Genomic DNA, 24775 nt, shown 5'->3' with positions numbered 1-24775 from the left:
CTCGTTAAGGATTTACTCCTTGACGCTGGCGTTGCGGCCGAGTTGACTTCCAGCCACCTCGGCCGCAAGGACGCGGCCTCGTCAGGGAGGTTTCTGAATGAACACGCAGATGCGTCGCGTCGCCGTGGCAGTGAGCGCCGCCGCGATGGCCGTGTCCCTCGCCGCCTGCGGCAGCGCCAAGGAGTCCGGCGAGAACGGCGCCAAGACCGGTGCCGCCAAGGGTGACGCCCTCACCATCGGTCTCCTGCTCCCCGAGAACCAGACCGCGCGTTACGAGAAGTTCGACAAGCCCCTCATCGAGAAGAAGATCAGCGAGCTGACGAACGGCAAGGCGAAGGTCGTCTACGCCAACGCCAAGCAGGACGCGACGCTGCAGACGCAGCAGGTCGACACGATGATCACCAACAAGGTCGACGCGCTGATCGTGGACGCGGTGGACTCCAAGGCCATCGCGGGCGGCGTGAAGAAGGCGAAGGAGGCCGGCATCCCGGTCGTCGCCTTCGACCGTCTCGCCGAGGGCCCCATCGACGCCTACACCTCCTTCGACAACGAAGAGGTCGGCAAGGTCCAGGGCGAGGCCCTCCTCAAGGCACTGGGCGACAAGGCCAAGAGCGGCCAGATCGTCATGATGAACGGCTCCATCACCGACCCGAACGCCGCGCTCTTCAAGAAGGGCGCCCACAGCGTCCTCGACGGCAAGGTGAACGTCGGCAAGGAGTACGACACCAAGGAGTGGAAGCCGGAGAACGCCAACGCCAACATGGAGGCGGCGATCTCGGCCCTCGGCAAGGACAAGATCGTCGGTGTCTACTCCGCGAACGACGGCATGGCGGGCGGCATCATCACCGCCCTGAAGGCCGGCGGTTTCGACAAGCTCCCGCCGGTCACCGGCCAGGACGCCGAGCTCGCCGGTGTGCAGCGCATCGTCGCGGGTGAGCAGTTCATGAGCGTCTACAAGCCGTACGCCCCGGAGGCCGCCGCGGCCGCCGAGATGGCCGTCGCGCTCGCCAAGGGCCAGAGCCTGGACGCGATCGCCACGTCCAAGGTCGACAGCCCGACCGCCAAGGGCATCCCGTCGGTGCTCGTCCCGGTCGTCTCGCTGACCAAGGACAACATCAAGGACTCGGTCATCAAGGACGGCGTCTACACCGCCGCCGAGATCTGCACCCCGAAGTTCAAGGCCGCCTGCGACGCGATCGGCCTGAACTAGGCACCACGTCCCCGAGGGACGCTCCCTGAAGCCTGGCCGGTGCCCCGCCCCATTCCAGCCCCCGCTACCGGGGCGGGGCACCGGACAGAAACGCTTCTCCCCGCTTCTGCTCAACCTCCGCGCCACCCCTCCCGGCGCGGCATCCCGCCGGTCAGGCGGCGAAGGAGATGGTTCACGTGTCCGCTACGCCCGTGTTGGCGTTGCGCGGGGTCTCCAAGCGGTTCGGTGCCGTTCAGGCGCTCACCGACGTAGAGCTTGAGGTCCACGCCGGTGAGGTCGTCGCCCTGGTGGGCGACAACGGCGCCGGAAAGTCCACGCTGGTCAAGACGATCGCCGGCGTGCACCCCATCGATGAGGGCGTCATCGAGTGGGAAGGCAGGTCCGTGTCGATCGGCAAGCCGCACGACGCCCAGAACCTGGGCATCGCGACCGTCTACCAGGACCTCGCGCTGTGCGACAACATCGACGTCGTCGGCAACCTGTACCTCGGCCGGGAGCTCCGCAAGCGCGGCGTCCTCGACGAGGTCGAGATGGAGCGCCGCTCGCGGGAGCTGCTGAGCACGCTCTCCATCCGCATCCCCAGCGTCCGCATCCCGATCGCCTCGCTCTCGGGCGGTCAGCGGCAGACCGTGGCCATCGCCCGCTCGATGCTCGGCGCGCCCAAGCTCGTCATCCTCGACGAGCCCACCGCGGCGCTCGGCGTCGAGCAGACCGCGCAGGTGCTCGACCTGGTGGAGCGGCTGCGGGAACGCGGCCACGCGGTCATCCTCATCAGCCACAACATGGCCGATGTGAAGGCCGTCGCGGACAAGGTGGCGGTGCTCCGGCTCGGCCGGAACAACGGCGTCTTCGACGTCAAGTCCACCTCGCAGGAAGAGATCATCTCCGCCATCACCGGCGCCACGGACAACGCCGTGACCCGTCGTGCGGCGCGCACCTCGGAGGCGCAGAAGTGAGCATCGAAAAGACTCCGGCACCCGCCGGCGGCCGCCACCGGGTGGTCAACCCGGACGCCGCCCACGACGCGGTCACCGCGGTCGACCCCCGCCTCCTCGTGCGCGAGCAGGGCTTCGGCGGCTACATCGCGGAGTTCAAGCGCAAGCTGCACGCCGGTGACCTGGGCTCCATCCCGGTCGTCATCGGCCTGATCCTGATCTGCGCGATCTTCCAGAGCCTGAACTCGCAGTTCCTCTCGGCGCAGAACCTCAGCAACATCGCGGTCACGATGGTCGCCACCGGCATGATGGCCGTCGGCATCATCTTCGTGCTGCTGCTCGGCGAGATCGACCTGTCCGTCGGCGCGGTCAGTGGCGTCTCGGGCGCGATCGTGGCCGTCCTCAGCGTCACGAACGGGATGAACGAGTGGCTGGCCCTGGTGGTCGCGATCGCCGGTGGAGCGGTCATCGGAGCCCTCCACGGCTTCTTCTTCGCCCGGATCGGCGCGCCCGCCTTCGCCGTCACGCTGGCGGGCCTGCTGTTCTGGCAGGGCTTCATGCTCCAGCTCCTCGGCTCCCAGGGCACGATCAACCTGGACGGCGACGGCGTCGTCGCCAAGCTGACCACGTACTACTTCTCCGACGTGGCGGCGGCCTACGGTCTCGCCGGGCTGGCCGTGGCCCTGTTCTTCCTCTCCGCGTTCCTCGACAGCCGCCGCCGTGACGCGGCCGGCATCCCGTCCCGGCCGCTCGGCGACATCGTGTTCCGCACGGTCCTGCTCGCCGTCGTGTCCTTCGGCGCCGCGTACATGCTCAACCAGTACAAGGGCCTGCCCCTGGCGCTGGTGCTGTTCCTCGTGGTCCTGGTGATCACCGACTTCGTCCTGCGGCGCACCGCCTACGGCCGGAAGATCTTCGCGCTCGGCGGCAGCGTCGAGGCGTCCCGCCGCGCGGGCATCAACGTCACCGCGGTCCGGATCTCGGTCTTCGCCATCGCCGGCACCTTCGCGGCCGTCGGCGGCCTGTTCTGGGCCTCCAAGATCGCCGCCGCCAACCAGAGCGCCGGCGCCGGTGAGCTGCTGATGAACGTCATCGCGGCGGCCGTCATCGGCGGCACCAGCCTCTTCGGCGGCCGCGGTCGCACCTGGAACGCGCTGCTCGGCGTCATGGTGATCGTCTCCATCCAGTACGGTCTGGCGCTGGAGGGCATCGCCACCCCGATCCAGTTCATGATCACCGGTGGTGTGCTCCTCGCCACCGTCGTCATCGACTCGGTCACGCGCAAGACGCAGAAGACCGCCGGCCGCGCGTAGCGGCCACCGCCAGCAGTGCCCGGCGCCGGAACCGGCGCCGGGCACTGCTGCGTGTTCCCCCGGGGGGCCGCGGCCCGTCCCGGATGGACCTCGGTGTCCTCCGATGGCGTGACGCGGAACGCACCGCCCGATGACAGCGGCCGGGAGCGGAACATTAGACTCGGCAGATCGGCAAGCTCGACCAGCTCAAACGCAAGGAGGCACGGGTGGCATTGCTTACCCGTATCAGGGGACCGCGCGATCTGGACCGACTCGGCCCGGAGCAGCTCGACCAGCTGGCCGCAGAGATCCGCACCTTCCTCGTGGACGCGGTCTCGAAGACCGGCGGACACCTCGGTCCCAACCTCGGCGTGGTCGAGCTGACCATCGCCCTGCACCGCGTCTTCGACTCACCGAACGACAAGGTCCTCTTCGACACCGGTCACCAGAGCTACGTCCACAAGCTGCTGACCGGTCGCCAGGACTTCTCCCGGCTCCGGGCCAAGGGGGGCCTGTCCGGCTACCCGTCGCGTGCCGAGTCCGAGCACGACGTCATCGAGAACTCGCACGCCTCGACGGTCCTCGGCTGGGCGGACGGCCTCGCCAAGGCCAACGAGGTGCTGAAGAAGGACGACCACGTCGTCGCGGTCATCGGTGACGGGGCCCTCACCGGCGGTATGGCCTGGGAGGCGCTGAACAACATCGCGGACGCCAAGGACCGCCCCCTCGTCATCGTCGTCAACGACAACGAGCGCTCCTACTCCCCGACGATCGGCGGCCTCGCCAATCACCTGGCCACCCTGCGCACCACCGACGGCTACGAGCGGTTCCTCGCCCGCGGCAAGGACATCCTGGAGCGCACCCCCGTCGTCGGGAAGCCGCTCTACGAGACCCTGCACGGCGCCAAGAAGGGCCTGAAGGACTTCATCGCCCCGCAGGGGATGTTCGAGGACCTCGGGCTGAAGTACGTCGGCCCCATCGACGGCCACGACATCGAGGCCCTGGAGTCCGCGCTGACCCGCGCCAAGCGGTTCGGCGGCCCGGTCATCGTGCACTGCCTCACCGAGAAGGGCCGCGGCTACCAGCACGCGGAGCAGGACGAGGCGGACCGCTTCCACGGGATCGGCCCGATCCACCCCGACACCGGCCTGCCGGTGAAGGCCGCGGCGGCCAGCTGGACGTCCGTCTTCGGCGACGAGATGGTCAAGCTCGGCCGGGAGCGCGAGGACGTCGTCGCCATCACCGCGGCGATGCTCCAGCCCGTCGGCCTGAAGCAGTTCGCAGACACCTTCCCCGAGCGTGTGTTCGACGTCGGTATCGCCGAGCAGCACGCCGCGACCTCCGCCGCCGGTCTCGCCACCGGCGGGCTCCACCCGGTCTTCGCCGTCTACGCCACCTTCCTCAACCGCGCCTTCGACCAGGTGCTGATGGACGTCGCCCTGCACAAGTGCGGTGTGACGTTCGTGCTGGACCGCGCAGGCGTCACCGGCGACGACGGCGCCTCCCACAACGGCATGTGGGACATGTCGATCCTCCAGGTCGTCCCGACCCTGCGGATGGCCGCCCCGCGCGACGCCGAGCAGTTGCGCGCCCAGCTCCGCGAGGCCGTCGAGGTCGAGGACGCGCCGACCGTGGTCCGTTACTCCAAGGGCGTGGTCGGCCCCACAGTCCCGGCAGTCGGCCGCGTCGGCGGCATGGACGTCCTGCGCGAGCCGGGCACCGCCCCCCATGGCCCCTCGGGCACGGGAGGTACCCCCAGGCCCGACGTCCTCCTCGTCTCCGTCGGCGCCCTGGCGCCGATGTGCCTGGAGATCGCCGACCTCCTCGACAAGCAGGGCATCTCCACCACCGTCGTCGACCCCCGCTGGGTCAAGCCGGTCGACGAGGCCCTCGCCCCGCTCGCCGAACGGCACCGGGTCGTCGTCACCGTCGAGGACAACGGCCGTGTCGGCGGTGTCGGCGCCGCCGTGTCCCAGGCACTGCGCGACGCCGGAGTGGACCTGCCGCTGCGCGACTTCGGCATCCCGCCGCGCTTCCTCGACCACGCCTCCCGCAAGGAGGTCATGGCGGAGATCGGGCTGACCGCCCCGGACATCGCCCGCCAGGTCACCGGCCTCGTCGCCAAGCTGGACGGCAGGCTCGACGACGAGCCCAGCAGGACCGCCGAGCCGGCGCGGGACTGAGCGGGCGGGCCGCCCGGCGCGCACCCGGCGGACGGAGACGGATTGGGCCGGTCGGAGTACCGCAGGAGGTTTCCGACCGGTCCTTTCGTGTGAAACGCACTCCGTGGGCGGGCGAGGTCCCGCACCCCTCTCGATCATGGCCATACGGCCATGGGTACGGAGGTACGCCGGTGAGCACACAGCAGCAGCCCCCGAGGAGCGCCGGGGCGTTCCGGACCAAGACGGTCGAGCAGTCGATCCGGGACACGGAGGAACCGGAGCACGCGCTCAAGAAGTCGCTCTCCGCCTGGGACCTCACCGTCTTCGGTGTCGGTGTCATCATCGGTACGGGCATCTTCGTCCTGACGGGCATCGCCGCGAAGGAGAACGCCGGGCCCGCCACGTCCCTGTCGTTCGTCGCCGCCGGCGTCGTCTGCGCCCTCGCCGCGCTCTGCTACGCCGAGTTCGCGTCCACCGTGCCGGTGGCCGGTTCGGCGTACACCTTCTCGTACGCCTCGATCGGCGAACTCCCCGCCTGGATCATCGGGTGGGACCTGGTCCTCGAGTTCGCCCTCGGCACGGCGGTGGTGGCGGTCGGCTGGTCCGGGTACGCACGCGCCCTCCTGGAGACCAACCTGGGCTGGCAGATGCCCGCAGCGCTCTCCGGGCCCGACGCGGGAGGCCACTTCGACCTGCTGGCCTTCCTGCTCATCCTGGCGCTGACCGCCGTACTCGTCATCGGCATGAAGCTGTCCGCCCGCATCACCGCGATCGTCGTCGCCGTCAAGGTCACCGTGGTGCTGCTGGTCATCGTCGCCGGCGCCTTCTTCATCAAGGCCGACAACTACGTGCCCTTCATCCCCCCGGCCCAGCCGCAGGAAACGGGCGGCGGCCTCGCGGCGCCGCTGGTGCAGGTGCTGTTCGGCTACGAGCCCACCAACTTCGGCGTGATGGGCATCTTCACCGCGGCCGCCATCGTCTTCTTCGCCTTCATCGGTTTCGACGTCGTCGCCACCGCCGCCGAGGAGACCAGGAATCCCCAGCGGGACATGCCGCGCGGCATCCTGGGCTCCCTCCTCATCTGCACCCTGCTGTACGTGGCCGTGACCATCGTCGTCACCGGTATGCAGCACTACTCGGAGATGTCGGCGACCGCACCGCTCGCCGACGCCTTCAAGGCGGTCGACCAGCCCTTCTTCGCCGGCGCCATCAGCCTCGGCGCGGTCGTGGGGCTCATCACCGTCTGCATGATCCTGCTGCTGGGCCAGACCCGTGTGTTCTTCGCGATGAGCCGCGACGGACTGCTGCCGCGCTTCTTCTCCGTCACCCACCCGAAGTTCCGCACGCCCCACCGGGCGACCATCGTGCTCGGCGTGGTGATCGCGATCATCGCGGGCTTCACCAGCCTCGAGGCACTCGCCGCCCTGGTGAACATCGGCACGCTCTTCGCCTTCGTCATCGTGGCCCTCGGCGTCATCATCCTCCGCAGCACCCGGCCGGACCTGCACCGCGCGTTCCGGACCCCTTGGGTGCCGGTGCTGCCCATCCTGTCGATCGCGGCGTCGCTCTGGCTGATGCTGAACCTCCCGGCGGAGACCTGGCTGCGGTTCGCCGTGTGGATGGCGATCGGCGTGGTCGTCTACTACCTGTACGGCCGCTCCCACAGCCGCCTCAGCAGGCTGGGCAAGGACGCCCAGTACTAGGCGGCGCGCAGCGGCCGGAGGGCCCGCCGGTACCGGACGGCGTGCGCACCAGGTTCAGGTCCCCCGCCATGCCGCACCCGCGCCACCCCCTATGTCCCGCTATGGCATGACATAGGGGGTCAATAGTGTGTGCGCATGCTCGTCGAGCCACCGCCGTCACCGCGGTACGCGCCGGCGCGCGCGGACCTGCCCGCCCCGCCCCTCCCCGAAGCGCCGCCGGACGGCTACTGGCGGCGGCTGCTCCCGGTCCTCGCCGTCCTGGCCGCGGTGACCCGGCTGCCCTCGTTCCGGCACCCCGTGTGGAACCCGGACGAGGGCTACCTCGCCGTCCAGGCACGGATACTGGCCGACGGCGGCGCCCTGTACGACACCGTCGTCGACCGCAAACCGCCCCTGCTGCCGTGGTTGTACGAGGCATGCTTCGCCGTCTTCGGCGACGAGTCGCTCCGCCCCCTCAAGGTGCTCGCCGTCGTCTCCCAGCTGGTCACCGCCGCCCTCCTGGCCGCCGCCGCCCGCGAACGCTGGGGCGACCGGGCGGGCCGCACGGCCGGCGTGCTGTACCTCCTGGTCTCGATCGGCCTCAATCCCGAGGACGCCCAGGCGGCCACGTTCGAGATCTTCATACTGCCGTTCACCGCCGCGGCCGTCCGGTACGCGGGCAGGCGCCGCTGGACCGCCGCGGGCCTCGCCGTCGCCGGGGCGGTCCTGGTGAAGCAGACCGGGGGCGCGGTCCTCGTCCCCGTGCTGTGGCTGCTCTGGCACTCCCGTCCCCGGCGGGGCCAGGTGCTGCGGCTGTGCGCGGCGCTCGTCCTGCCGGTCGCGGCCGCAGCTCTGCTCACGGACCCCGCGGGGCTGCTCTTCTGGACGGTGACGGGATCGGGCGCCTACGCCGCGTTCACCGGCTCCGAGCTGCACGTGCTCTCCCGGGGCCTGGCGAACTCCGCGCTGCTCGCCGCCGCCTGCGCGGGACTGGTCCCGCCCGTCGTGCGGGTCCTCAGGATCGCCCGGACCGGGGTGACCGACCTGTGGCTGTGGCTGGCCGCCTCCGCCGCGGCCGTCCTCGCCGGATTCCACTTCTTCGGCCACTACTACCTGCAGCTCCTGCCGCCCCTCGCCCTCCTCGCGACCGCCGCGCTGCAGGTGCTGCCGCGCGGCCGGCTGACCTCCGCCCTGCTCGCCTCGGCGGCCGCCTGCGCCCTCTTCCTCGTGTGGGGCCTGCTGGCGCCCCGCCCGGAACTCGCCCACGCCCAGCGGCTCGCCACGGAGGTGCGGCACCGCACCGGACCCCAGGAGCGGGTGCTGCTGTGGGGCATGCACCCGGAGACGTACTGGCTGGCCGACCGCGCCCCCGCCACCCGCTATCTCACGGCCGGGCTGCTCACCAACTACAGCGGCGGCCGCGACGGTCCCCGGGTGGGGGAGGAGTACGCGGTCGAGGGCTCCTGGCGGACCCTCACCGGCGAACTCCGCGGCCGGCTGCCGGCGCTGATCGTCGACGACTCGCGCGGCAGACCGTACGCACCCGAACACCTGCCCACGCTGCGGCGGCTCCTCGCCCGCCACTACGAGCCGCTGCCGGGCGACGTCGGCGGAGCGGTGCTCTACGTCCGCTCGGCGGGGCGGTGAGGGGGCGAGCGGGCGGGGTCAGCCGCGACGGACCGTGCGCGGCCCGACGACCCGTGCCCCGAGCGCCTCGACCCGCTCCCGCAGCCCCCGGTCGGCCGTGACCACGACGGCGGAACGGCCGGCGTTCTCCCGGACCAGTTCCACGACCCGGTCGTCACCGCTGCCGGGCGCGGCCTCGACCCGTACGCCCGGGACGGGCCCGACGCCCCTCGCGCGGCCCTCGACGACCAGGACCACCTCGACCGGGCCGGGGTGCCCGGGGACACCCTCCTCGGCGAGCGGGACCAGCCCGTCGCGAAGCCGCTCGGCCGCGCCCCGGCGGTCGCGCCACCAGCCGTCCGGTACCGAACCGACCACGTTCGCGCCATCGACGATCAGGAGAGGGACCATGGCGGAAGCGTGTCACAGGACCGGTCCGCGGGCGGGCGGACCGGTGTGCCGCCGGGTGTTATCGTCACGTGAATCAAGCGCTTGCACGGCGCTCGGGGAAGGTGGGCAACGGGCCATGTCATTGCGGTCTGCGCGGCGGTCGAAGCGTCGGACGGACACCCCGCCCGACACCGTGGGCGCCGAAGGCCGGCAGCGCCGGGCGGCCCGGGCGACGCCCTCGCTGCCCGCCGACCCGTCGCTCCCGTCGACCACCGGTTGGCTGCTGCGCGGCAAGGACGGACGGCTCTCCGCGTACACGCCGGCCGCCGACGGTGTGCTGCGCTGGACGGAGAAGCGGCCCGGCGGGCCCGAGTGGACGGGCCCCGAGCTGTTCCCCGCGCCCGGCATCCTGCCGTACCTGGCGATCGCCCAGGGCTCGGACGGCTATGTGCAGCTGGTCGCGCTGCGGCGCACCCCGCTCCCCGGCGGCGAGGTCGCCACGGACGTCGTGCAGGCCATCCAGTACCAGTCCGGGCGCCCCCTGCGGGACTGGTACGCCCTCGGCACCCCGTACCAGGACCGGGCCCTCGCGGCCACCATAGGGCTCCCCGCGGCCGTCGTGGACTCGGAGGGCTCCCTCCACGTCTTCGTGCGCAACGCGGGCGGTGGTGTCTGCGGCAGGGCGCAGGTGCCCAACGGCAAGTGGAACAAGTGGGCCGACCTCAAGGGCAGCGGCACGCTCGGCCTGCCCGCCGCAACGGTCACCGACCACGGGCTGATGGAGGTCCTCGCCCCGACGGAGGACGCCGTGCTGCGGTGGAACCAGGAGACCCAGGGCGTGAAGTTCCAGCGCGCCGACGACATCGCCTTCTCCGCCGCCAACGGCTCCGTCAGCTCCGAGCGCACCGGCCGCGAGCGGCTGACCCACTTCTGGCGCGACGCGGCCACGGGCGCCGTCCACGCCTGGCGCGAGGGCATGGCCGCGCCCGCGGCCCTCGGCGGCGAGGGCGGCACCGGACCGGTCGCCGTCCTCCGAACTCCCGTCGACGGGCAGGACTGCACGATCCTCGCCCAGCGCGGCGCCGACGGCCGCCCGGCCATCGCCGCCTACCCGACGGAGGAGGAGTCCGCCGGCCTCAACTGGACGCCCACGGGCGACCCTTGTGCCGGCGCCCCGGCGCTCGCCATCGACGGCACCGGCCGTGTCGTCCTCGCCGCCCTCGGCGCCGACGGCTCCCTCCGCGTGACCCGGCAGAAGTCGGAGTCGGGGCTGGCGATGGAGGCGTGGACGCGGGTGTGAGGCCCGCGCCCCCCGGCCGGGGCGCACCGCGGACGGACGCAGAGAGAACGGGCCGTACGGGATCCCTCCCGTACGGCCCGTTCCCGTCGGCCCGGGTGACCGCCGCACCGTCACCGGCGCGGCGGTCACCCGGTCACACGGTCACGCGGGGACGCTCGCCACGCCCTGCGCCAGGAACCGCCTGCCGTTGACGCGCTCGCTGACGCCCTCGCGGTCCAGGTACGGCGTGATGCCGCCCAGGTGGAAGGGCCAGCCGGCGCCCGTGATCAGGCACAGGTCGATGTCCTGCGCCTCGGCGACGACACCCTCCTCCAGCATCAGCCCGATCTCCTGCGCCACCGCGTCGAGGACACGGGCGCGGACCTGCTCCTCCGTCAGGACGCTGTCGCCCTGCTTCAGCAGCGCGGCGACCTCCGGGTCCAGCTCCGGCTTGCCGCTGTCGTACACGTAGAAGCCGCGCTTGCCGGCCTCGACGACCGCCTTCAGGTTCGGGGAGACGGTGAAGCGCTCCGGGAAGGCGCGGTTCAGCGTCTCGGACACGTGCAGACCGATCGCCGGGCCGACCAGCTCCAGCAGCACCAGCGGGGACATCGGCAGGCCGAGCGGCTCGATCGCCTTCTCGGCGGTGGCGACCGGGGTGCCCTCGTCGATGACGTTCTGGATCTCGCCCATGAAGCGGGTGAGGATGCGGTTCACGACGAACGCCGGGGCGTCCTTGGTGAGCACCGCGGTCTTCTTCAGCTTCTTGGCGACGGCGAAGGCCGTGGCCAGGGAGGCGTCGTCGGTCTGCTCACCGCGGACGATCTCCAGCAGCGGCAGGATCGCGACCGGGTTGAAGAAGTGGAAGCCGACCACGCGCTCCGGGTTCCGGAGCTTGGAGGCCATCTCCGACACCGACAGCGAGGAGGTGTTGGTGGCGAGGATCGCGTGCGCCGGGGCGACGGCCTCGACCTCCGCGAACACCTTCTGCTTGACCGTCATCTCCTCGAAGACGGCCTCGATGACGAAGTCCGCGTCGGCGAAGCCCTCGGCCTTGTCCAGGACACCGGTCACCAGGGCCTTGAGGCGGTTGGCCTTGTCCTGGTTGATACGGCCCTTGCCCAGCAGCTTCTCGATCTCGGCGTGGACGTAGCCCACACCCTTGTCGACGCGCTCCTGGTCGATGTCGGTGAGGACCACCGGCACCTCCAGGCGGCGCAGGAACAGGAGCGCCAGCTGGGAGGCCATCAGACCGGCGCCGACGACACCGACCTTGGTGACCGGGCGGGCCAGCGACTTGTCCGGGGCGCCGGCGGGGCGCTTGCCGCGCTTCTGGACCAGGTTGAAGGCGTAGATGCCGGAGCGCAGTTCGCCGCCCATGATGAGGTCGGCGAGCGCGGTGTCCTCGGCGTCGAAGCCCTTCTGCAGGTCGCCGTCCTTGGCGGCCTCGATGATGTCGAGGGCGCGGTAGGCGGCCGGGGCGGCGCCGTGCACCTTGGAGTCGGCGATGGACCGGCCCTTGGCGACGGCCTGGTCCCAGGCCTCACCGCGGTCGATCTCGGGGCGCTCGACCACGATCTCGCCCTTGAGGACGGACGCGGTCCAGATGAGCGACTGCTCCAGGAAGTCGGCACCCTCGAAGATCGCGTCGGCGATGCCCAGCTCGTGCACCTGGGCGCCCTTGAGCTGCTTGTTCTGGTTGAGCGAGTTCTCGATGATCACCGAGACGGCGCGGTCCGCACCGATCAGGTTCGGCAGGATCGTGCAGCCGCCCCAGCCGGGAACCAGACCGAGGAAGACCTCGGGCAGCGAGAAGGCCGGGAGCGCCTGGGAGACCGTGCGGTAGGAGCAGTGCAGACCGACCTCGACACCGCCGCCCATCGCAGCGCCGTTGTAGTACGCGAACGTCGGTACGGCCAGCGAGGAAAGCCTCTTGAAGACGTCGTGGCCGCCCTTGCCGATGGCGAGCGCGTCCTCGTGGCGCTTCAGCAGCTCGACGCCCTTGAGGTCGGCGCCGACGGCGAAGATGAACGGCTTGCCGGTGATACCGACGCCGACGACGGCGCCCTCGGACGCCTCCTTCTCGACCTGGTCGATCGCGGCGTTGAGGTTCGCCAGCGACTGCGGGCCGAAGGTCGTCGGCTTGGTGTGGTCCAGGCCGTTGTCCAGCGTGACGAGGGCGAACCTGCCCGCGCCGCCGGGAAGGTCGAGGTGGCGTACGTGCGCCTGGGTGACGACCTCGTCCGGGAACAGCTCGGCCGCGCCCTTCAGGAGCTCAGCGGTGGTGCTCACTTGTTGCCTCCGGCGTCCTTGTGGTGCGGGTTCTCCCAGATGACGGTGGCGCCCATGCCGAAGCCGACGCACATCGTGGTGAGGCCGTAACGGACCTCCGGCTGCTCCTCGAACTGCCGGGCCAGCTGCGTCATCAGACGCACACCGGAGGAGGCCAGCGGGTGGCCGAAGGCGATCGCGCCGCCGTACTGGTTCACCCGGGCGTCGTCGTCGGCGATGCCGTAGTGCTCGAGGAAGGCCAGGACCTGGACGGCGAAGGCCTCGTTGATCTCGAACAGGCCGATGTCCTCGATGGACAGCCCCGCCTGGGCGAGGGCCTTCTCCGTCGCGGGGATCGGGCCGTAGCCCATGACCTCGGGCTCGACGCCGGCGAAGGAGTACGAGACCAGGCGCATCTTCACCGGGAGGTTGTTCTCCCGCGCGAAGTCCTCGGAGGCGATCAGCGAGGCGGTGGCGCCGTCGTTGAGGCCCGCGGCGTTGCCGGCGGTGACGCGGCCGTGGACGCGGAAGGGCGTCTTGAGGCCCTTCAGGTTGTCCAGCGTGGTGCCGGGGCGCATCGGCTCGTCGGCGGTGACCAGGCCCCAGCCGGTCTCGCCGGCCTCGCCCGCGGCGGAGCCGCCATCGGCTACGGCGGTGCGGCGCACCGACACCGGCACCAGGTCCTGCTGGATCTTGCCGTCGGCGTACGCCTTGGCGGCCTTCTCCTGCGAGCGCACGGCGTACTCGTCGGCGCGCTGCTTGGTGATCGTGGGGTAGCGGTCGTGCAGGTTCTCGGCGGTCATGCCCATGAAGAGGGCCGACTGGTCGACGAGCTTCTCCGACACGAAGCGCGGGTTCGGGTCCACGCCCTCGCCCATCGGGTGGCGGCCCATGTGCTCCACGCCACCCGCGACGGCGACGTCGTACGCGCCGAAGGCGACCGAGCCGGCGACCGAGGTCACGGCGGTCAGCGCGCCCGCGCACATGCGGTCGATGGAGTAGCCCGGGACGGACTGCGGCAGACCCGCGAGGATGCCGGCGGTGCGGCCGATGGTCAGGCCCTGGTCGCCGATCTGCGTGGTCGCGGCGATGGCGACCTCGTCGATCTTCTTGGGGTCGAGTTCCGGGTTGCGGCGCAGCAGCTCCCGGATGGCCTTCACGACGAGATCGTCGGCACGGGTCTCGTGGTAGATGCCCTTCGGGCCCGCCTTGCCGAACGGGGTGCGGACGCCGTCGACGAAGACGACGTCCCTGACGGTACGAGGCACGATGGCTCTCCTCCAGGGTGCGGGATGGCACTGCTGCGTGGCGCGCGGCTAAGCGTGCGCTTGCTGTCCTCATGCTACTTGCGGGTAACCGGGTTGCCCACCCCTCGCGGCGGGAGCGGCGAACGTCACACGTGGGGGGCTCCGCGTCACCGGCGTCGGCACCCCGCACGCACACCGGACGGGGGCGCGCATCCGGGTTCCGCGCCCCGCGGCCCGTCCCTCGGCGCCGCGCGCTTCCGGTGGCATGCGCACCGAGCGGTGCGCGGGTTCCGTGGCGCGCGCACCGTGGGGACCGTCGTACGCGATGGCTGCGGCGTTTCCCACCGGCGCCCCAGGGGCTGCGGAAGGTGCCCGGGCGCGGAGGAGCCGTGCCCGGGACGCCGGCACATGATGTGCCGCGCCGCACCGGTGAAGGTTCGGGAGCCGTACCCCATGCCGTCCCGCAGGCGGGCGGAGGGCCCCGGGTGCCGCACCCGGCGCGGAGGCCGCGCACCACGACGGACGCCGCCCGCGCGTGCGGCGCCGCGCACCGACGCGCGACGCCCGCAGCCCGCGCGGCACGGCGTCAGGGAGTCGCCTGGAGCGCCCTCGTCAGGAGCGGCGTCACCTGGTCGACCTGCCACGGCCGCGCACCCAGCGCCGCCAGTGCCGAGGCGACCCCCTCCGGGGTCGGTTCCACCGGCGGCTCCCAGCACAGGCGCCGCACCGTGTCCGGCGTGATCAGGTTCTCCTGGGGCAGGTTCAGCTGCTCCGCCAGCGCGGACACCGCCGCCCGCGCCGCGGACAGCCGTGCCGCCGCCACCGGGTCCTTGTCCGCCCAGGAGCGCGGCGGGGGCGGTCCGGCCACCGGCTGCCCCGGCTGCGGCAGCTCCGCCTCCGACAGCGCACGCGCCCGGTCGACCGCCGACTGCCACTGCTCCAGCTGCCGCCGGCCCATGCGGTGCCCGAAGCCGGGCAGGGCCGTGAGCGCGTGCACGTTCAGCGGGAGCGCCAGCGCCGCCTCGATGATCGCCGCGTCGCCGAGCACCTTTCCGGGGGACACGTCGCGGCGCTGCGCCACCTTGTCCCGGGCCGTCCACAGTTCCCGTACGACGGCCATCTGACGGCGGCGGCGGACCTTGTGCATGCCCGACGTGCGCCGCCACGGGTCCTTGCGCGGGGGTGCGGGCGGGGCCGAGGCGATGGCGTCGAACTCCTGCCGCGCCCACTCCAGCTTCCCCTGCCGGTCCAGTTCCTTCTCCAGCGCGTCCCGCAGGTCCACGAGCAGCTCGACGTCGAGCGCCGCGTACCGCAGCCAGGGCTCGGGGAGGGGGCGGGTGGACCAGTCCACCGCCGAGTGGCCCTTCTCCAGGGCGTAGCCGAGCACCGACTCGACCATGGCCCCGAGGCCCACCCGGGGGAAGCCCGCGAGCCGTCCGGCGAGCTCGGTGTCGAAGAGCCTCGTCGGCAGCATGCCTATTTCGCGCAGGCACGGGAGGTCCTGGGTCGCCGCGTGGAGGATCCACTCGGTGCCGGTGAGGGCGTCGCCGAGCGGGGAGAGGTCGGGGCAGCCGACCGGGTCGACGAGCGCCGTGCCGGCGCCCTGGCGACGCAGCTGGACGAGGTACGCGCGTTGTCCGTAGCGGTAGCCGGACGCGCGTTCGGCGTCGACGGCGACGGGGCCGGTGCCGGCGGTGAAGGCGGCGACGACGGACGCCAGTGCCTCGGGCGTGGATGCCACCGGAGGGATGCCCTCCCGCGGCTCCAGCAGGGGGATCGGCGCCCCTTCGTCAGAGACGCCGTCGTCCGGGGGGCCGCCCCCGGTGGTGCGCAGGTCCGGCTCTGCTGCGGTCTCTTGGGCGTCGGTCACCTGTCAAGGGTATCCGTCAACGGCAAGCGCCCGTCGACGGAACGTTCCGTCGACGGGCACCGGGCCGGTGTAAAGGAGGTTCAGTGGATGATGCCGGTGCGCAGCGCCACGGCCACCATGCCGGCGCGGTCACCGGTGCCCAGTTTGCGTGCGATGCGGGCCAGATGGCTCTTCACCGTCAGCGCGGACAGGCCCATCGAGACACCGATCGCCTTGTTCGACTGGCCCTCGGCGACCAGCCGGAGCACCTCCACCTCGCGGCCCGACAGCTCGCGGTAGCCGCCCGGGTGGCTCGGGGCGCCGGGGGGACGGCGGTGCAGCCGGGCGGCCGCGGCGCCGATCGGGGCGGCTCCGGGGCGGGTGGGGTGGCCGAGGTTGGTGCGCGTACCGGTCACGACGTAGCCCTTGACCCCGCCGGCCAGCGCGTTGCGGACCGCGCCGATGTCGTCGGCGGCGGAGAGGGCGAGGCCGTTGGGCCAGCCCGCGGCGCGGGTCTCGGACAGCAGGGTCAGCCCGCTGCCGTCGGGCAGGTGGACGTCGGCCACGCAGATGTCGCGCGGGTTGCCGACGCGGGGGCGGGCCTCCGCGATGGACGACGCCTCGATGACATCGCGCACCCCGAGCGCCCACAGGTGGCGGGTGACGGTGGAGCGGACGCGCGGGTCGGCCACGACGACCATGGCCGTCGGCTTGTTCGGGCGGTAGGCGACCAGGCTTGCGGGCTGCTCGAGGAGAACGGACACCAGGCCTCCTGGGAAGGTGGGGGGACGGAGCCGGCTCGGGGATGAAGCCGGGGCGAACCGTGCTTGATGGGTCACCACCTCTTCGGCAGCAAACCTGGTCGCCTTTAGAGAAAGATCACGATTTGGTGAGTAACAATTCCGGCAATTAGGACGCGTGATCGATCATGCTGCGACCCTGTCCGGACATCCCAGGTGCCCGTCCACGGCTCGTACTTGCGGCCGGCGCGGCCCTCGCGGACCCCGGGCGGCGGCCCCCATCCGGCGCGCCCGCCGCGCCGACGGATCGGCCGACGGGCCGGGCACCCGCGTCGCGACGCACGCGCCGCAGCAGCGCCGTCCGGCGAACCGGCGGGCCTCCGGGCGCTTCCCTCCCCCCCACCGCGTGCGCCGCCGCTCCCCGCGTTCGCGCCGCCGGACTCCGGCTCGGCGGGGCCGCGGGCCCGCGGCCCCGCCGCGGCTAGGGCGCGTGCGGGCCCCGGCGCTGCGGCAGTGTGACGACGCCCGCCGTCGTGCCGTCGGGGACGCCCGCGGGCGGCAGGCCGGCGATCTGGCAGAGCAGGTCGCACCAGGCCGCGAGGTGCGCCGCGGCGTCCGGCGCCCCGTCGCGGCCCTCGCGCGGGGTCCAGGACGCCCGGATCTCGATCTGCGTCGCCGGGCGGCGGTCCGCGAGTCCACCGAAGTAGTGAGACCCCGCCCGGGTGACGGTGCCGCTCGGCTCCCCGTACGAGAGGTTCCGCGCCTCCAGCGCGCCGGTCAGCCAGGACCAGCACACCTCCGGCAGCAGAGGGTCCGCGGCCATCTCCGGCTCCAGTTCGGCGCGCACCAGCGTCACCAGCCGGAACGTGCCCCGCCACGCGTCGTGCCCGGCCGGGTCGTGCAGCAGGACCAGCCGGCCGTCCGCCAGGTCCTCGTCGTCGTCGACGACCGCCGCCTCCAGGGCGTACGCGTGCGGGGCGAGCCGCTGCGGCGGCCGGGCCGGGTCCACCTCGATCCCGGGCCGCGGCCGTGTTGCGCGGAGCGCGTCGACCGCGAGGCGGAACGCCCGCGGCACGGAGTTCCGCTCGGCGCCGTCCGTGCCCTCGGCGCCGTCGGATGGATCGGAGAACTGTCCCTGAGCCGCAGCCATGCGGGGAAGAGTAGGCGGAACGCGGGCCCGGCGCAGGGAGGGACACCCACCCGCGCTTGCTCCGTGCGCGCACATGCGAAGATTCTGGGCGTGAGCGCCAACGACCTTCCCCCGGCTCGGAGCACCGCCCCCGCAGGGGGCGCCCCGTCCGAGGGCCAGCAGACGACGACCGACGCCCTGCGGGACTCCGCCTTCCTGAAGGCGTGCCGACGCGAACCCGTGCCGCACACACCGGTGTGGTTCATGCGGCAGGCGGGACGGTCGCTGCCCGAGTACCTGAAGGTGCGCGAGGGCATCCCGATGCTGGAGTCGTGCATGCGGCCCGAGCTCGTCACCGAGATCACTCTGCAGCCGGTGCGCCGCCACAAGGTGGACGCCGCGATCTACTTCAGCGACATCGTCGTGCCGCTCAAGGCCATCGGCATCGACCTCGACATCAAGCCCGGAGTCGGCCCGGTCGTCGCCGAACCGATCCGCCGCCGCGAGGACCTCGCACGGCTGCGCGAGCTGACCCCCGAGGACGTCTCGTACGTCACCGAGGCGATCGGCATGCTCACCGGCGAGCTCGGCGCCACCCCGCTCATCGGCTTCGCCGGCGCCCCGTTCACCCTCGCCAGCTACCTCGTCGAGGGCGGTCCGTCCCGCAACCACGAGCACACCAAGGCACTCATGTACGGCGACCCGCAGCTGTGGGCCGACCTGCTCGACCGGCTCGCCGGGATCACCTCGGCCTTCCTGAAGGTGCAGATCGAGGCCGGTGCCTCCGCCGTGCAGCTCTTCGACTCCTGGGTCGGCGCGCTGGCTCCCGAGGACTACCGCCGCTCCGTCATGCCCGCGTCCGCGAAGGTCTTCGCCGCGGTCGAGGGGTACGGCGTGCCGCGCATCCACTTCGGCGTCGGGACCGGTGAACTGCTCGGCCCGATGGGCGAGGCCGGTGCGGACGTCGTCGGCGTCGACTGGCGCGTGCCGCTCGACGAGGCGGCCCGCCGCGTCGGGCCCGGCAAGGCGCTCCAGGGCAACCTGGACCCGGCGGTGCTGTTCTCCACCCGGGAGGCCGTCGAGGCCAAGACCCGCGAGGTCCTGGACGCGGCACGCGGCCTGGAGGGCCATGTCTTCAACCTCGGCCACGGCGTCCTGCCCACCACCGATCCCGACGCCCTGACCCGCCTCGTCGAGTACGTCCACACCCGGACGGCACGCTGACCGCCCGCGGCGGGCCGCGCCCCCGCTCCGGCCCACCCGTGGGCGGGCCCGCCGACGGCGCCGCCCACGGCGTCAGCCCGCCTTCGCCACCGCCGCCGTCGCCTTGCGAGCCGCCACCAGCACCGGATCCCAGACGGGGGAGAACGGCGGGGCGTAGCCCAGGTCCAGGGCCGTCATCCGCTCCACCGTCATCCCGGCGGTGAGCGCGACCGCCGCGACGTCCACACGCTTGGCCGCGCCCTCGCGCCCCACGATCTGGACGCCGAGGAGCCGGCCCGTACGCCGCTCGGCGAGCATCTTGACCGTCATCGGGGCCGCGTCCGGGTAGTACCCGGCACGGCTGGTCGACTCCACCGTGACCGTCACGAAGCGCAGGCCCACCGCGCGGGCCTCCTTCTCCAGCAGGCCCGTGCGGGCGATCTCCAGGTCGCAGACCTTGCTCACCGCGGTGCCCACCACCCCGGGGAAGGCGGCGTATCCGCCGCCGACGCCCGCGCCGATGATCTGGCCGTGCTTGTTGGCGTGGGTGCCGAGCGGGATGTGCCGCTCGCGGCCCGAGACGAGGTCCAGGACCTCGACGCAGTCGCCGCCCGCCCAGACGTTCTCGTAGCCGCGCACCCGCATCGACAGATCGGTGAGCAGACCACCGTGCGTCCCGAGGGGGAGCCCCGCCGCGCGTGCCAGCTCCGTCTCGGGCTCGACGCCGATGCCGAGCACCACCACGTCCGCCGGGAACTCCCCGTCCTCCGTGGCGACCGCCCGGACGCGCCCCCGCGGCCCTCCGGGCCCGGCAGCCACCCCCACGTCCGGCCCGGTGAGGATCTTGGTGACCTCCGCGCCGTTCACGGTGCTGATGCCCAGGCCGTCCATCGCCTCGTGCACCAGGCGGCCCATGTCGGGGTCCAGCGTCGCCATGGGCCGCTCGCCCCGGTTGACGACGGTGACCTCGAAGCCCCGCTTCAGCAGCGCCTCGGCCATCTCCACACCGATGTAGCCCGCGCCCACCACCACGGCACGGCGGCCCTCCAGCCCCGCCAGGGTGTCCAGCAGCGCCTGCCCGTCGTCGAGGGTCTGCACGCCGTGCACGCCCGGCGCGTCGATACCGGGCAGCCCCGGCCGCACGGGACGGGCCCCGGTCGCGATGACGAGCTTGTCGTAACCCGTCCACGACTCCGTGCCCGACTCCAGGTCCCGGGCCCTGACGCGCTGCCCCGGAACGTCGAGCTCGACGACCTCGGTGCGCATGCGCAGATCGATGCCGCGCTTCCGGTGCTCCTGCGGCGTCCGAGCGATGAGCGAGTCCCGCTCCGCCACGTCGCCGCCGACCCAGTACGGGATGCCGCAGGCCGAGTACGACGCGAAGTGGGACCGCTCGAAGGCGACGATGTCCAGTTCCCCGGGACCCCTGAGCCTGCGCGCCTGCGACGCGGCGGACATCCCCGCCGCGTCGCCGCCGATGACCACCATGCGTTCCATGCGGAACACGCTACGGGGGAGCGGCCGTTCAGTCCTGCCCGGGCCCCTGCGCCGGCGGGACTCCGGAATCCCGGGCGGTCCGCCGTGCCCGCAGCGGCCGGACCAGCCACCGCCACACCGCGTACAACAGCCCGAGCGCCGCGCCGAACGGGAACACCGCGGCCACCTCCACGACCACCCACCGCGCGGTCGACGCCAGCGCGTCCCAACCGCCCGCCAGCGCGTCCAGGAAGCCCGGAGCGCCCTCCTCACCCGGCCGTTCCCGCTCCTCGGGCTCGGGCAGCCGCAGCGTGACCGTCGCCATCGTCGTCCGGTCCGCCAGCGACGCCCGGCGGGCCGGCAGGGACTCGGGGGACGCGACACCGGCCCGGCCGTCCGAGCCGATGCCGTCCGGTCCGGAGGGGTTTGAGAGAGTGGAGGCATGCTGCCCTCGTCAGAGCACCCTCCGACCGGCGCCGGCCGCGTCGTCGTCATCGGCGGCGGGATCGCCGGCCTCGCGGCGGCCCACCGACTGGCCACGTCCGGTGTGCGGGTGACCCTGCTGGAGGCCACCGACCGGCTCGGCGGCAAGCTCCTGGCCGGAGAGATCGCCGGAGCCCCCGTCGACCTCGGCGCCGAGTCGGTGCTCGCCCGCCGGCCCGAGGCGGTCGCCCTCGCACGCGCCGTCGGGCTCGGCGACCGACTGCAGGCCCCCGCCACCACCACCGCCTCCGTGTGGACCCGCGACGCCCTTCGGCCCATGCCCCGAGGCCATGTGATGGGCGTCCCCGGCAGCCCCGAGGCACTGTCCGGGCTGCTGTCCGCCGAGGGCATCGCCAGGATCGGGCGGGAGCGCGAACTGCCCCCCGCCGAACTCGGGGACGACGTCGCCGTCGGCGGTTTCGTCGCCGAACGCCTCGGCCGCGAGGTCGTCGACCGGCTCGTCGAGCCGCTGCTCGGGGGCGTGTACGCGGGCGACGCCTACCGCATCTCCATGCGGGCCGCCGTCCCCGCCCTCTTCGACGCGGCCAGGGCCGCCGGGGGCAGCCTGCTGGAGGGCGTCCGCGAGGTGCAGCGCCGGGCCGCCGAGCGGCAGGAGACCGGTCCCGTGTTCATGGGCCTCGACGGCGGTATCGGCACCCTCCCGCCCGCGGTCGCCGACGCCGTCCGGGCCGCCGGCGGGGAGATCCTCACCGAGGCGCCCGTACTCGGCCTGGCCCGCGGCACCGGCGGCTGGCGGATCCGCACCGACGAGCGCGAGCTCACCGCGGACGGCGTCGTCCTCGCCACCCCCGCCTGGTCGGCCTGCGCGCTGCTCGCCGACGCCGCCCCGACCGCCTCCGCCGAGCTCGCCCGGGTCGAGTACGCGTCGATGGCGCTCGTCACCCTCGCGTACCGCAGCGCCGACACGGGCGCACTGCCCGCCGGCTCCGGCTTCCTCGTACCGCCGGTGGACGGCCGCACGATCAAGGCGTCCACCTTCTCCGCGCAGAAGTGGGGCTGGGTCGCCGACCGCGCCCCGGGGCTGTTCCTGCTGCGCACCTCCGTCGGCCGCCACGGCGAGGAGGAGCAGCTGGACCGGGAGGACGAGGACCTCGTCGCGGCCTCCCTCAAGGACCTCGCCGAGGCCACCGGACTCACCGCGCGCCCCGTCGCCACCGAGGTCACCCGCTGGATCGGCGGACTGCCGCAGTACCCGGTCGGTCACCTCGGCCGGGTCGCCCGCATCAGGGACGCCGTGGCCGCGCTGCCCGGGCTGCGGATCTGCGGGGCGGCGTACGACGGCGTGGGCATCCCCGCCTGCGTCGGCAGCGGACAGCGTGCGGCGGACGAGATCATCGCCACGGCCCCCCTGGTGCAGGGCACTGTCCGCGGCGGGCGAGAATAGCCCCATGAGTGCGCCCGAAAAGATCCCGAACGCCGGTAAGAAGGCGAAGGACCTCAACGAGGTCATCCGCTACACCCTGTGGTCCGTCTTCAGGCTGCGGGACGTGCTGCCGCAGGACGCGGACCGCGCCGGGTACGCGGACGAGGTCCAGGAGCTGTTCGACCAGCTCGCCGCGAAGGACGTCACCGTCCGCGGCACCTACGACCTGTCCGGTCTGCGCGCCGACGCCGACCTGATGATCTGGTGGCACGCCGAGACCGCGGACCAGCTCCAGGAGGCGTACAACCTGTTCCGCCGCACGCGCCTCGGCCGAGCGCTGGAGCCGGTGTGGTCGAACATGGCGCTGCACCGCCCCGCCGAGTTCAACAAGTCGCACATCCCGGCCTTCCTCGCCGACGAGACGCCGCGCGACTACGTCTCGGTGTACCCGTTCGTGCGCTCCTACGACTGGTACCTGCTCCCCGACGAGGACCGCCGCCGCATGCTGGCCGACCACGGCAAGATGGCCCGCGGCTACCCGGACGTTCGTGCCAACACGGTCGCCTCCTTCTCCCTCGGCGACTACGAGTGGCTGCTCGCCTTCGAGGCCGACGAGCTGTACCGGATCGTCGACCTCATGCGTCACCTCCGCGCCTCCGAGGCCCGGATGCACGTCCGCGAGGAGGTCCCCTTCTTCACCGGGCGCCGCAAGAGCGTCGCGGACCTGGTGGCCGGTCTGGCCTGACGGCCTCGAAGGACCTGGGGGCGGGCTCCCGCACGGGCGGCCCGCCTCCCCTCGACCCGGAAGATCAGACAGCGGGCGGCAGCACGCGCTCGACCGCGCGCTGGTCCAGCGACACCGGGTCCGGCTGCGGGTGCGCCGCACCGGCGTCCTGCCGGTCAGCAGGTACGCCTCCATGTGGCGGTTGACGCAGGCGTTGTCGCCGCCCGAGATGCCGTGCGTGCCCGCACCCCGCTCCGTGACCAGCACGGAACCCGCGAGGCGTTCCTGCAGCCTCAGGGCACCCGCGTACGGGGTGGCAGCGTCCCGCTCGGCAGCGAGGATCAGCAGCGGCGGCACGTCCCCCGGCCCCGTGCGCACGTCGACCGGACGCTGCCGCGGCGGCTGCCAGTACGCGCACGGCAGATTCATCCAGACATTGGCCCAGGTCTCGAACGGCGCCCGCCGTGCCAACGCGGTGTTGTCCCGGTCCCACACCGCCCAGTCCGCCGGCCATGGCGCGTCGTTGCACTGCACGGCCGTGTAGACGGCGTTGCCGTTCTCCTCCTCGGCCGCCGCCGAGGCACGTGGCTTCGCCTGCTTGACGAGTTGCCGCGGATCGCCCTTCAGATACGCCGACAGCGCGAGGGCGCGACGCGGCCAGTACAGGTCGTTGTAGACGGTCCGGGTGAACGCCGAGTGCAACTGGCCCGGCCCGACGGTGCCGTCCGCCGGTTTCCTCGCCAGCAGGGCGCGGGCCCGGTCGTAACTGCCCTGCACCTGCTGCGGAGTCGAGCCGAGACCGTACGTGGCGTGGTGCCGGGCGACCCAGGCGCGGAAGTCCGCCCAGCGGCTCTCGAACGCGAGCGACTGCTCCAGGTTGCTGCGGTACCAGACCCTCGCCGGGTCCGGGTCGACGGGCGAGTCGAGCACCATGCGCCGCACCCGCTCGGGGAACATCACCGCGTACAGGGCACCCAGGTAGGTGCCGTAGGAGGCGCCCAGGAAGGTGAGCCGCCGCTCGCCGAGGGCGGCCCTCAGCACCTCCAGATCACGGACGTTGTTCAGCGAGTGGTAGTGCCGCAGCGCGGGACCGGCGTTGTGGGCGCAGCCGCGTGCGTACGCCCGCGCCCGAGCGATGCCCCTCCGCTTCTCGGCGGCGGAGGGGTGGACGGGAGCGGCGGTGGGGCCCTTGGTGAACTCCACCGGGTGGAGGCAGGAGATCGGCGCGGAGCGGCCCACGCCGCGGGGCGCGTAGCCCACCATGTCGTACGCCTCCGCGATGCGCTTCCACGCGGGCTCCTTGGCGAGCGCGGGGAAGTACATGCCGGAACCGCCGGGGCCGCCGGGGTTGTAGAGGAGTGCGCCCTGCCGATCCGCCGGCCTGCCCGTCGCCTTCACCCGGCTGACGGCGAGACCGATCTGCCGGCCCCACGGGTCCGCGTAGTCGAGCGGGACCCGGACGACGGCGCACTCGACGGTGGGCGGCAGGTCCTCCTCCGCGGGGCAGGCCCCGAACGTGACGCCGGCGGCCACGGCACGGGCGGCGGCGACCACGGTTCCGCGGTCCTCCCGCGTGCCGTGCGGGGGTGCACCGGCGGCAGGGGCCGCCGTGAGTGCGGAGAGGATCAGGGAGCCGGCGGCTCCGTACAGGGCTGCTGCTCTCATCGCGTTCCCTTCGCGCCACCGGTCGTGG

At 72.7% G+C, this 24775-nt stretch carries 18 protein-coding genes and 1 pseudogene; 10 read left to right on the top strand and 9 right to left on the bottom strand.

Going from position 1 to position 24775, the window contains the following annotated elements:
* The first annotated feature begins 97 nt into the window (after positions 1-97).
* The 6 genes from O7595_RS07000 to O7595_RS06975 all read left to right on the top strand — a co-directional run bounded on the left by O7595_RS07000 (position 98) and on the right by O7595_RS06975 (position 8928).
* On the top strand, positions 98-1210 hold the full coding sequence (locus O7595_RS07000; RefSeq protein ID WP_269727857.1) for a substrate-binding domain-containing protein: 1113 nt from the start codon (positions 98-100) through the stop codon (positions 1208-1210).
* Positions 1211-1377: 167 nt separating this feature from the next.
* The gene (locus tag O7595_RS06995; RefSeq protein WP_269727856.1) at positions 1378-2166 is read left to right on the top strand and encodes an ATP-binding cassette domain-containing protein; all 789 of its coding nucleotides are present in this window, start codon (positions 1378-1380) and stop codon (positions 2164-2166) included.
* Positions 2163-3458, top strand: a complete 1296-nt coding sequence (locus O7595_RS06990; protein ID WP_269727855.1) for a sugar ABC transporter permease — start codon at positions 2163-2165, stop codon at positions 3456-3458. Before O7595_RS06995 ends, O7595_RS06990 begins: the two co-directional genes overlap by 4 nt.
* A gap of 206 nt (positions 3459-3664) precedes the next feature.
* The gene (dxs, locus tag O7595_RS06985) at positions 3665-5620 is read left to right on the top strand and encodes a 1-deoxy-D-xylulose-5-phosphate synthase (RefSeq protein WP_269727854.1); all 1956 of its coding nucleotides are present in this window, start codon (positions 3665-3667) and stop codon (positions 5618-5620) included.
* 170 nt (positions 5621-5790) lie between these two features.
* On the top strand, positions 5791-7302 hold the full coding sequence (locus tag O7595_RS06980) for an amino acid permease (RefSeq protein ID WP_269727853.1): 1512 nt from the start codon (positions 5791-5793) through the stop codon (positions 7300-7302).
* A 135-nt stretch (positions 7303-7437) separates the two neighbouring features.
* Complete coding sequence (locus O7595_RS06975; protein WP_269727852.1) at positions 7438-8928, top strand: ArnT family glycosyltransferase; 1491 nt, start codon at positions 7438-7440, stop codon at positions 8926-8928.
* An 18-nt stretch (positions 8929-8946) separates the two neighbouring features.
* Here the strand turns inward: O7595_RS06975 and O7595_RS06970 are convergent, their stop codons facing one another.
* On the bottom strand, positions 8947-9318 hold the full coding sequence (locus O7595_RS06970; RefSeq protein ID WP_269727851.1) for an NTP pyrophosphohydrolase: 372 nt from the start codon (positions 9316-9318) through the stop codon (positions 8947-8949).
* A gap of 172 nt (positions 9319-9490) precedes the next feature.
* Between O7595_RS06970 and O7595_RS06965 the strand changes: the two genes are divergently transcribed.
* Entirely contained in the window at positions 9491-10597 is a 1107-nt protein-coding gene (locus tag O7595_RS06965) for a hypothetical protein (RefSeq protein ID WP_269732403.1), read from the top strand.
* Positions 10598-10738: 141 nt separating this feature from the next.
* Here the strand turns inward: O7595_RS06965 and O7595_RS06960 are convergent, their stop codons facing one another.
* From O7595_RS06960 to O7595_RS06940, 5 genes are all read right to left on the bottom strand, one after another.
* Positions 10739-12868, bottom strand: a complete 2130-nt coding sequence (locus O7595_RS06960) for a 3-hydroxyacyl-CoA dehydrogenase NAD-binding domain-containing protein (protein WP_269727850.1) — start codon at positions 12866-12868, stop codon at positions 10739-10741.
* Positions 12865-14115, bottom strand: coding sequence for an acetyl-CoA C-acyltransferase (locus O7595_RS06955; RefSeq protein ID WP_269727849.1), 1251 nt, complete (start codon positions 14113-14115; stop codon positions 12865-12867). Before O7595_RS06955 ends, O7595_RS06960 begins: the two co-directional genes overlap by 4 nt.
* 565 nt (positions 14116-14680) lie before the next feature.
* Complete coding sequence (locus tag O7595_RS06950; RefSeq protein WP_269727848.1) at positions 14681-15964, bottom strand: ribonuclease D; 1284 nt, start codon at positions 15962-15964, stop codon at positions 14681-14683.
* A gap of 80 nt (positions 15965-16044) precedes the next feature.
* Positions 16045-16707, bottom strand: a complete 663-nt coding sequence (locus tag O7595_RS06945) for a helix-turn-helix transcriptional regulator (protein WP_093651875.1) — start codon at positions 16705-16707, stop codon at positions 16045-16047.
* A gap of 457 nt (positions 16708-17164) precedes the next feature.
* Positions 17165-17833 carry a DUF3000 domain-containing protein gene (locus O7595_RS06940; protein ID WP_269727847.1) on the bottom strand — a complete coding sequence of 223 codons (669 nt, stop codon included), beginning with the start codon at positions 17831-17833 and terminating at the stop codon, positions 17165-17167.
* A 90-nt stretch (positions 17834-17923) separates the two neighbouring features.
* Here O7595_RS06940 and hemE point away from each other — a divergent pair, with 90 nt between their 5' ends.
* Complete coding sequence (gene hemE, locus O7595_RS06935) at positions 17924-19036, top strand: uroporphyrinogen decarboxylase (RefSeq protein WP_443071579.1); 1113 nt, start codon at positions 17924-17926, stop codon at positions 19034-19036.
* A gap of 72 nt (positions 19037-19108) precedes the next feature.
* Here hemE and O7595_RS06930 read toward each other — a convergent pair whose 3' ends face one another.
* Positions 19109-20512 (bottom strand): FAD-dependent oxidoreductase, encoded by a 1404-nt coding sequence (locus O7595_RS06930; RefSeq protein WP_269727846.1) that lies wholly within the window; start codon positions 20510-20512, stop codon positions 19109-19111.
* A 28-nt stretch (positions 20513-20540) separates the two neighbouring features.
* Positions 20541-20855: a DUF4349 domain-containing protein gene (locus O7595_RS06925; protein WP_269732401.1), complete on the bottom strand. Its 315-nt coding sequence runs from the start codon at positions 20853-20855 to the stop codon at positions 20541-20543.
* Between the two features lie 78 nt (positions 20856-20933).
* Here O7595_RS06925 and hemG point away from each other — a divergent pair, with 78 nt between their 5' ends.
* Complete coding sequence (gene hemG, locus O7595_RS06920) at positions 20934-22379, top strand: protoporphyrinogen oxidase (protein ID WP_269727845.1); 1446 nt, start codon at positions 20934-20936, stop codon at positions 22377-22379.
* Positions 22380-22383: 4 nt separating this feature from the next.
* The gene (gene hemQ, locus O7595_RS06915; protein WP_138052550.1) at positions 22384-23103 is read left to right on the top strand and encodes a hydrogen peroxide-dependent heme synthase; all 720 of its coding nucleotides are present in this window, start codon (positions 22384-22386) and stop codon (positions 23101-23103) included.
* Between the two features lie 114 nt (positions 23104-23217).
* On the opposite strand, the pseudogene O7595_RS06910 reads toward hemQ, so the two are convergent.
* A pseudogene (locus O7595_RS06910) lies at positions 23218-24747 on the bottom strand (alpha/beta hydrolase); the annotation flags it as partial.
* Between the last annotated feature and the right edge of the window lie 28 nt (positions 24748-24775).

This window comes from Streptomyces sp. WMMC940, from assembly GCF_027460265.1.
Classification (GTDB): Bacteria; Actinomycetota; Actinomycetes; order Streptomycetales; family Streptomycetaceae; genus Streptomyces.
Note: the sequence above shows the minus strand (reverse complement) of the source record. Positions and strands in the feature narration are given on the sequence as shown.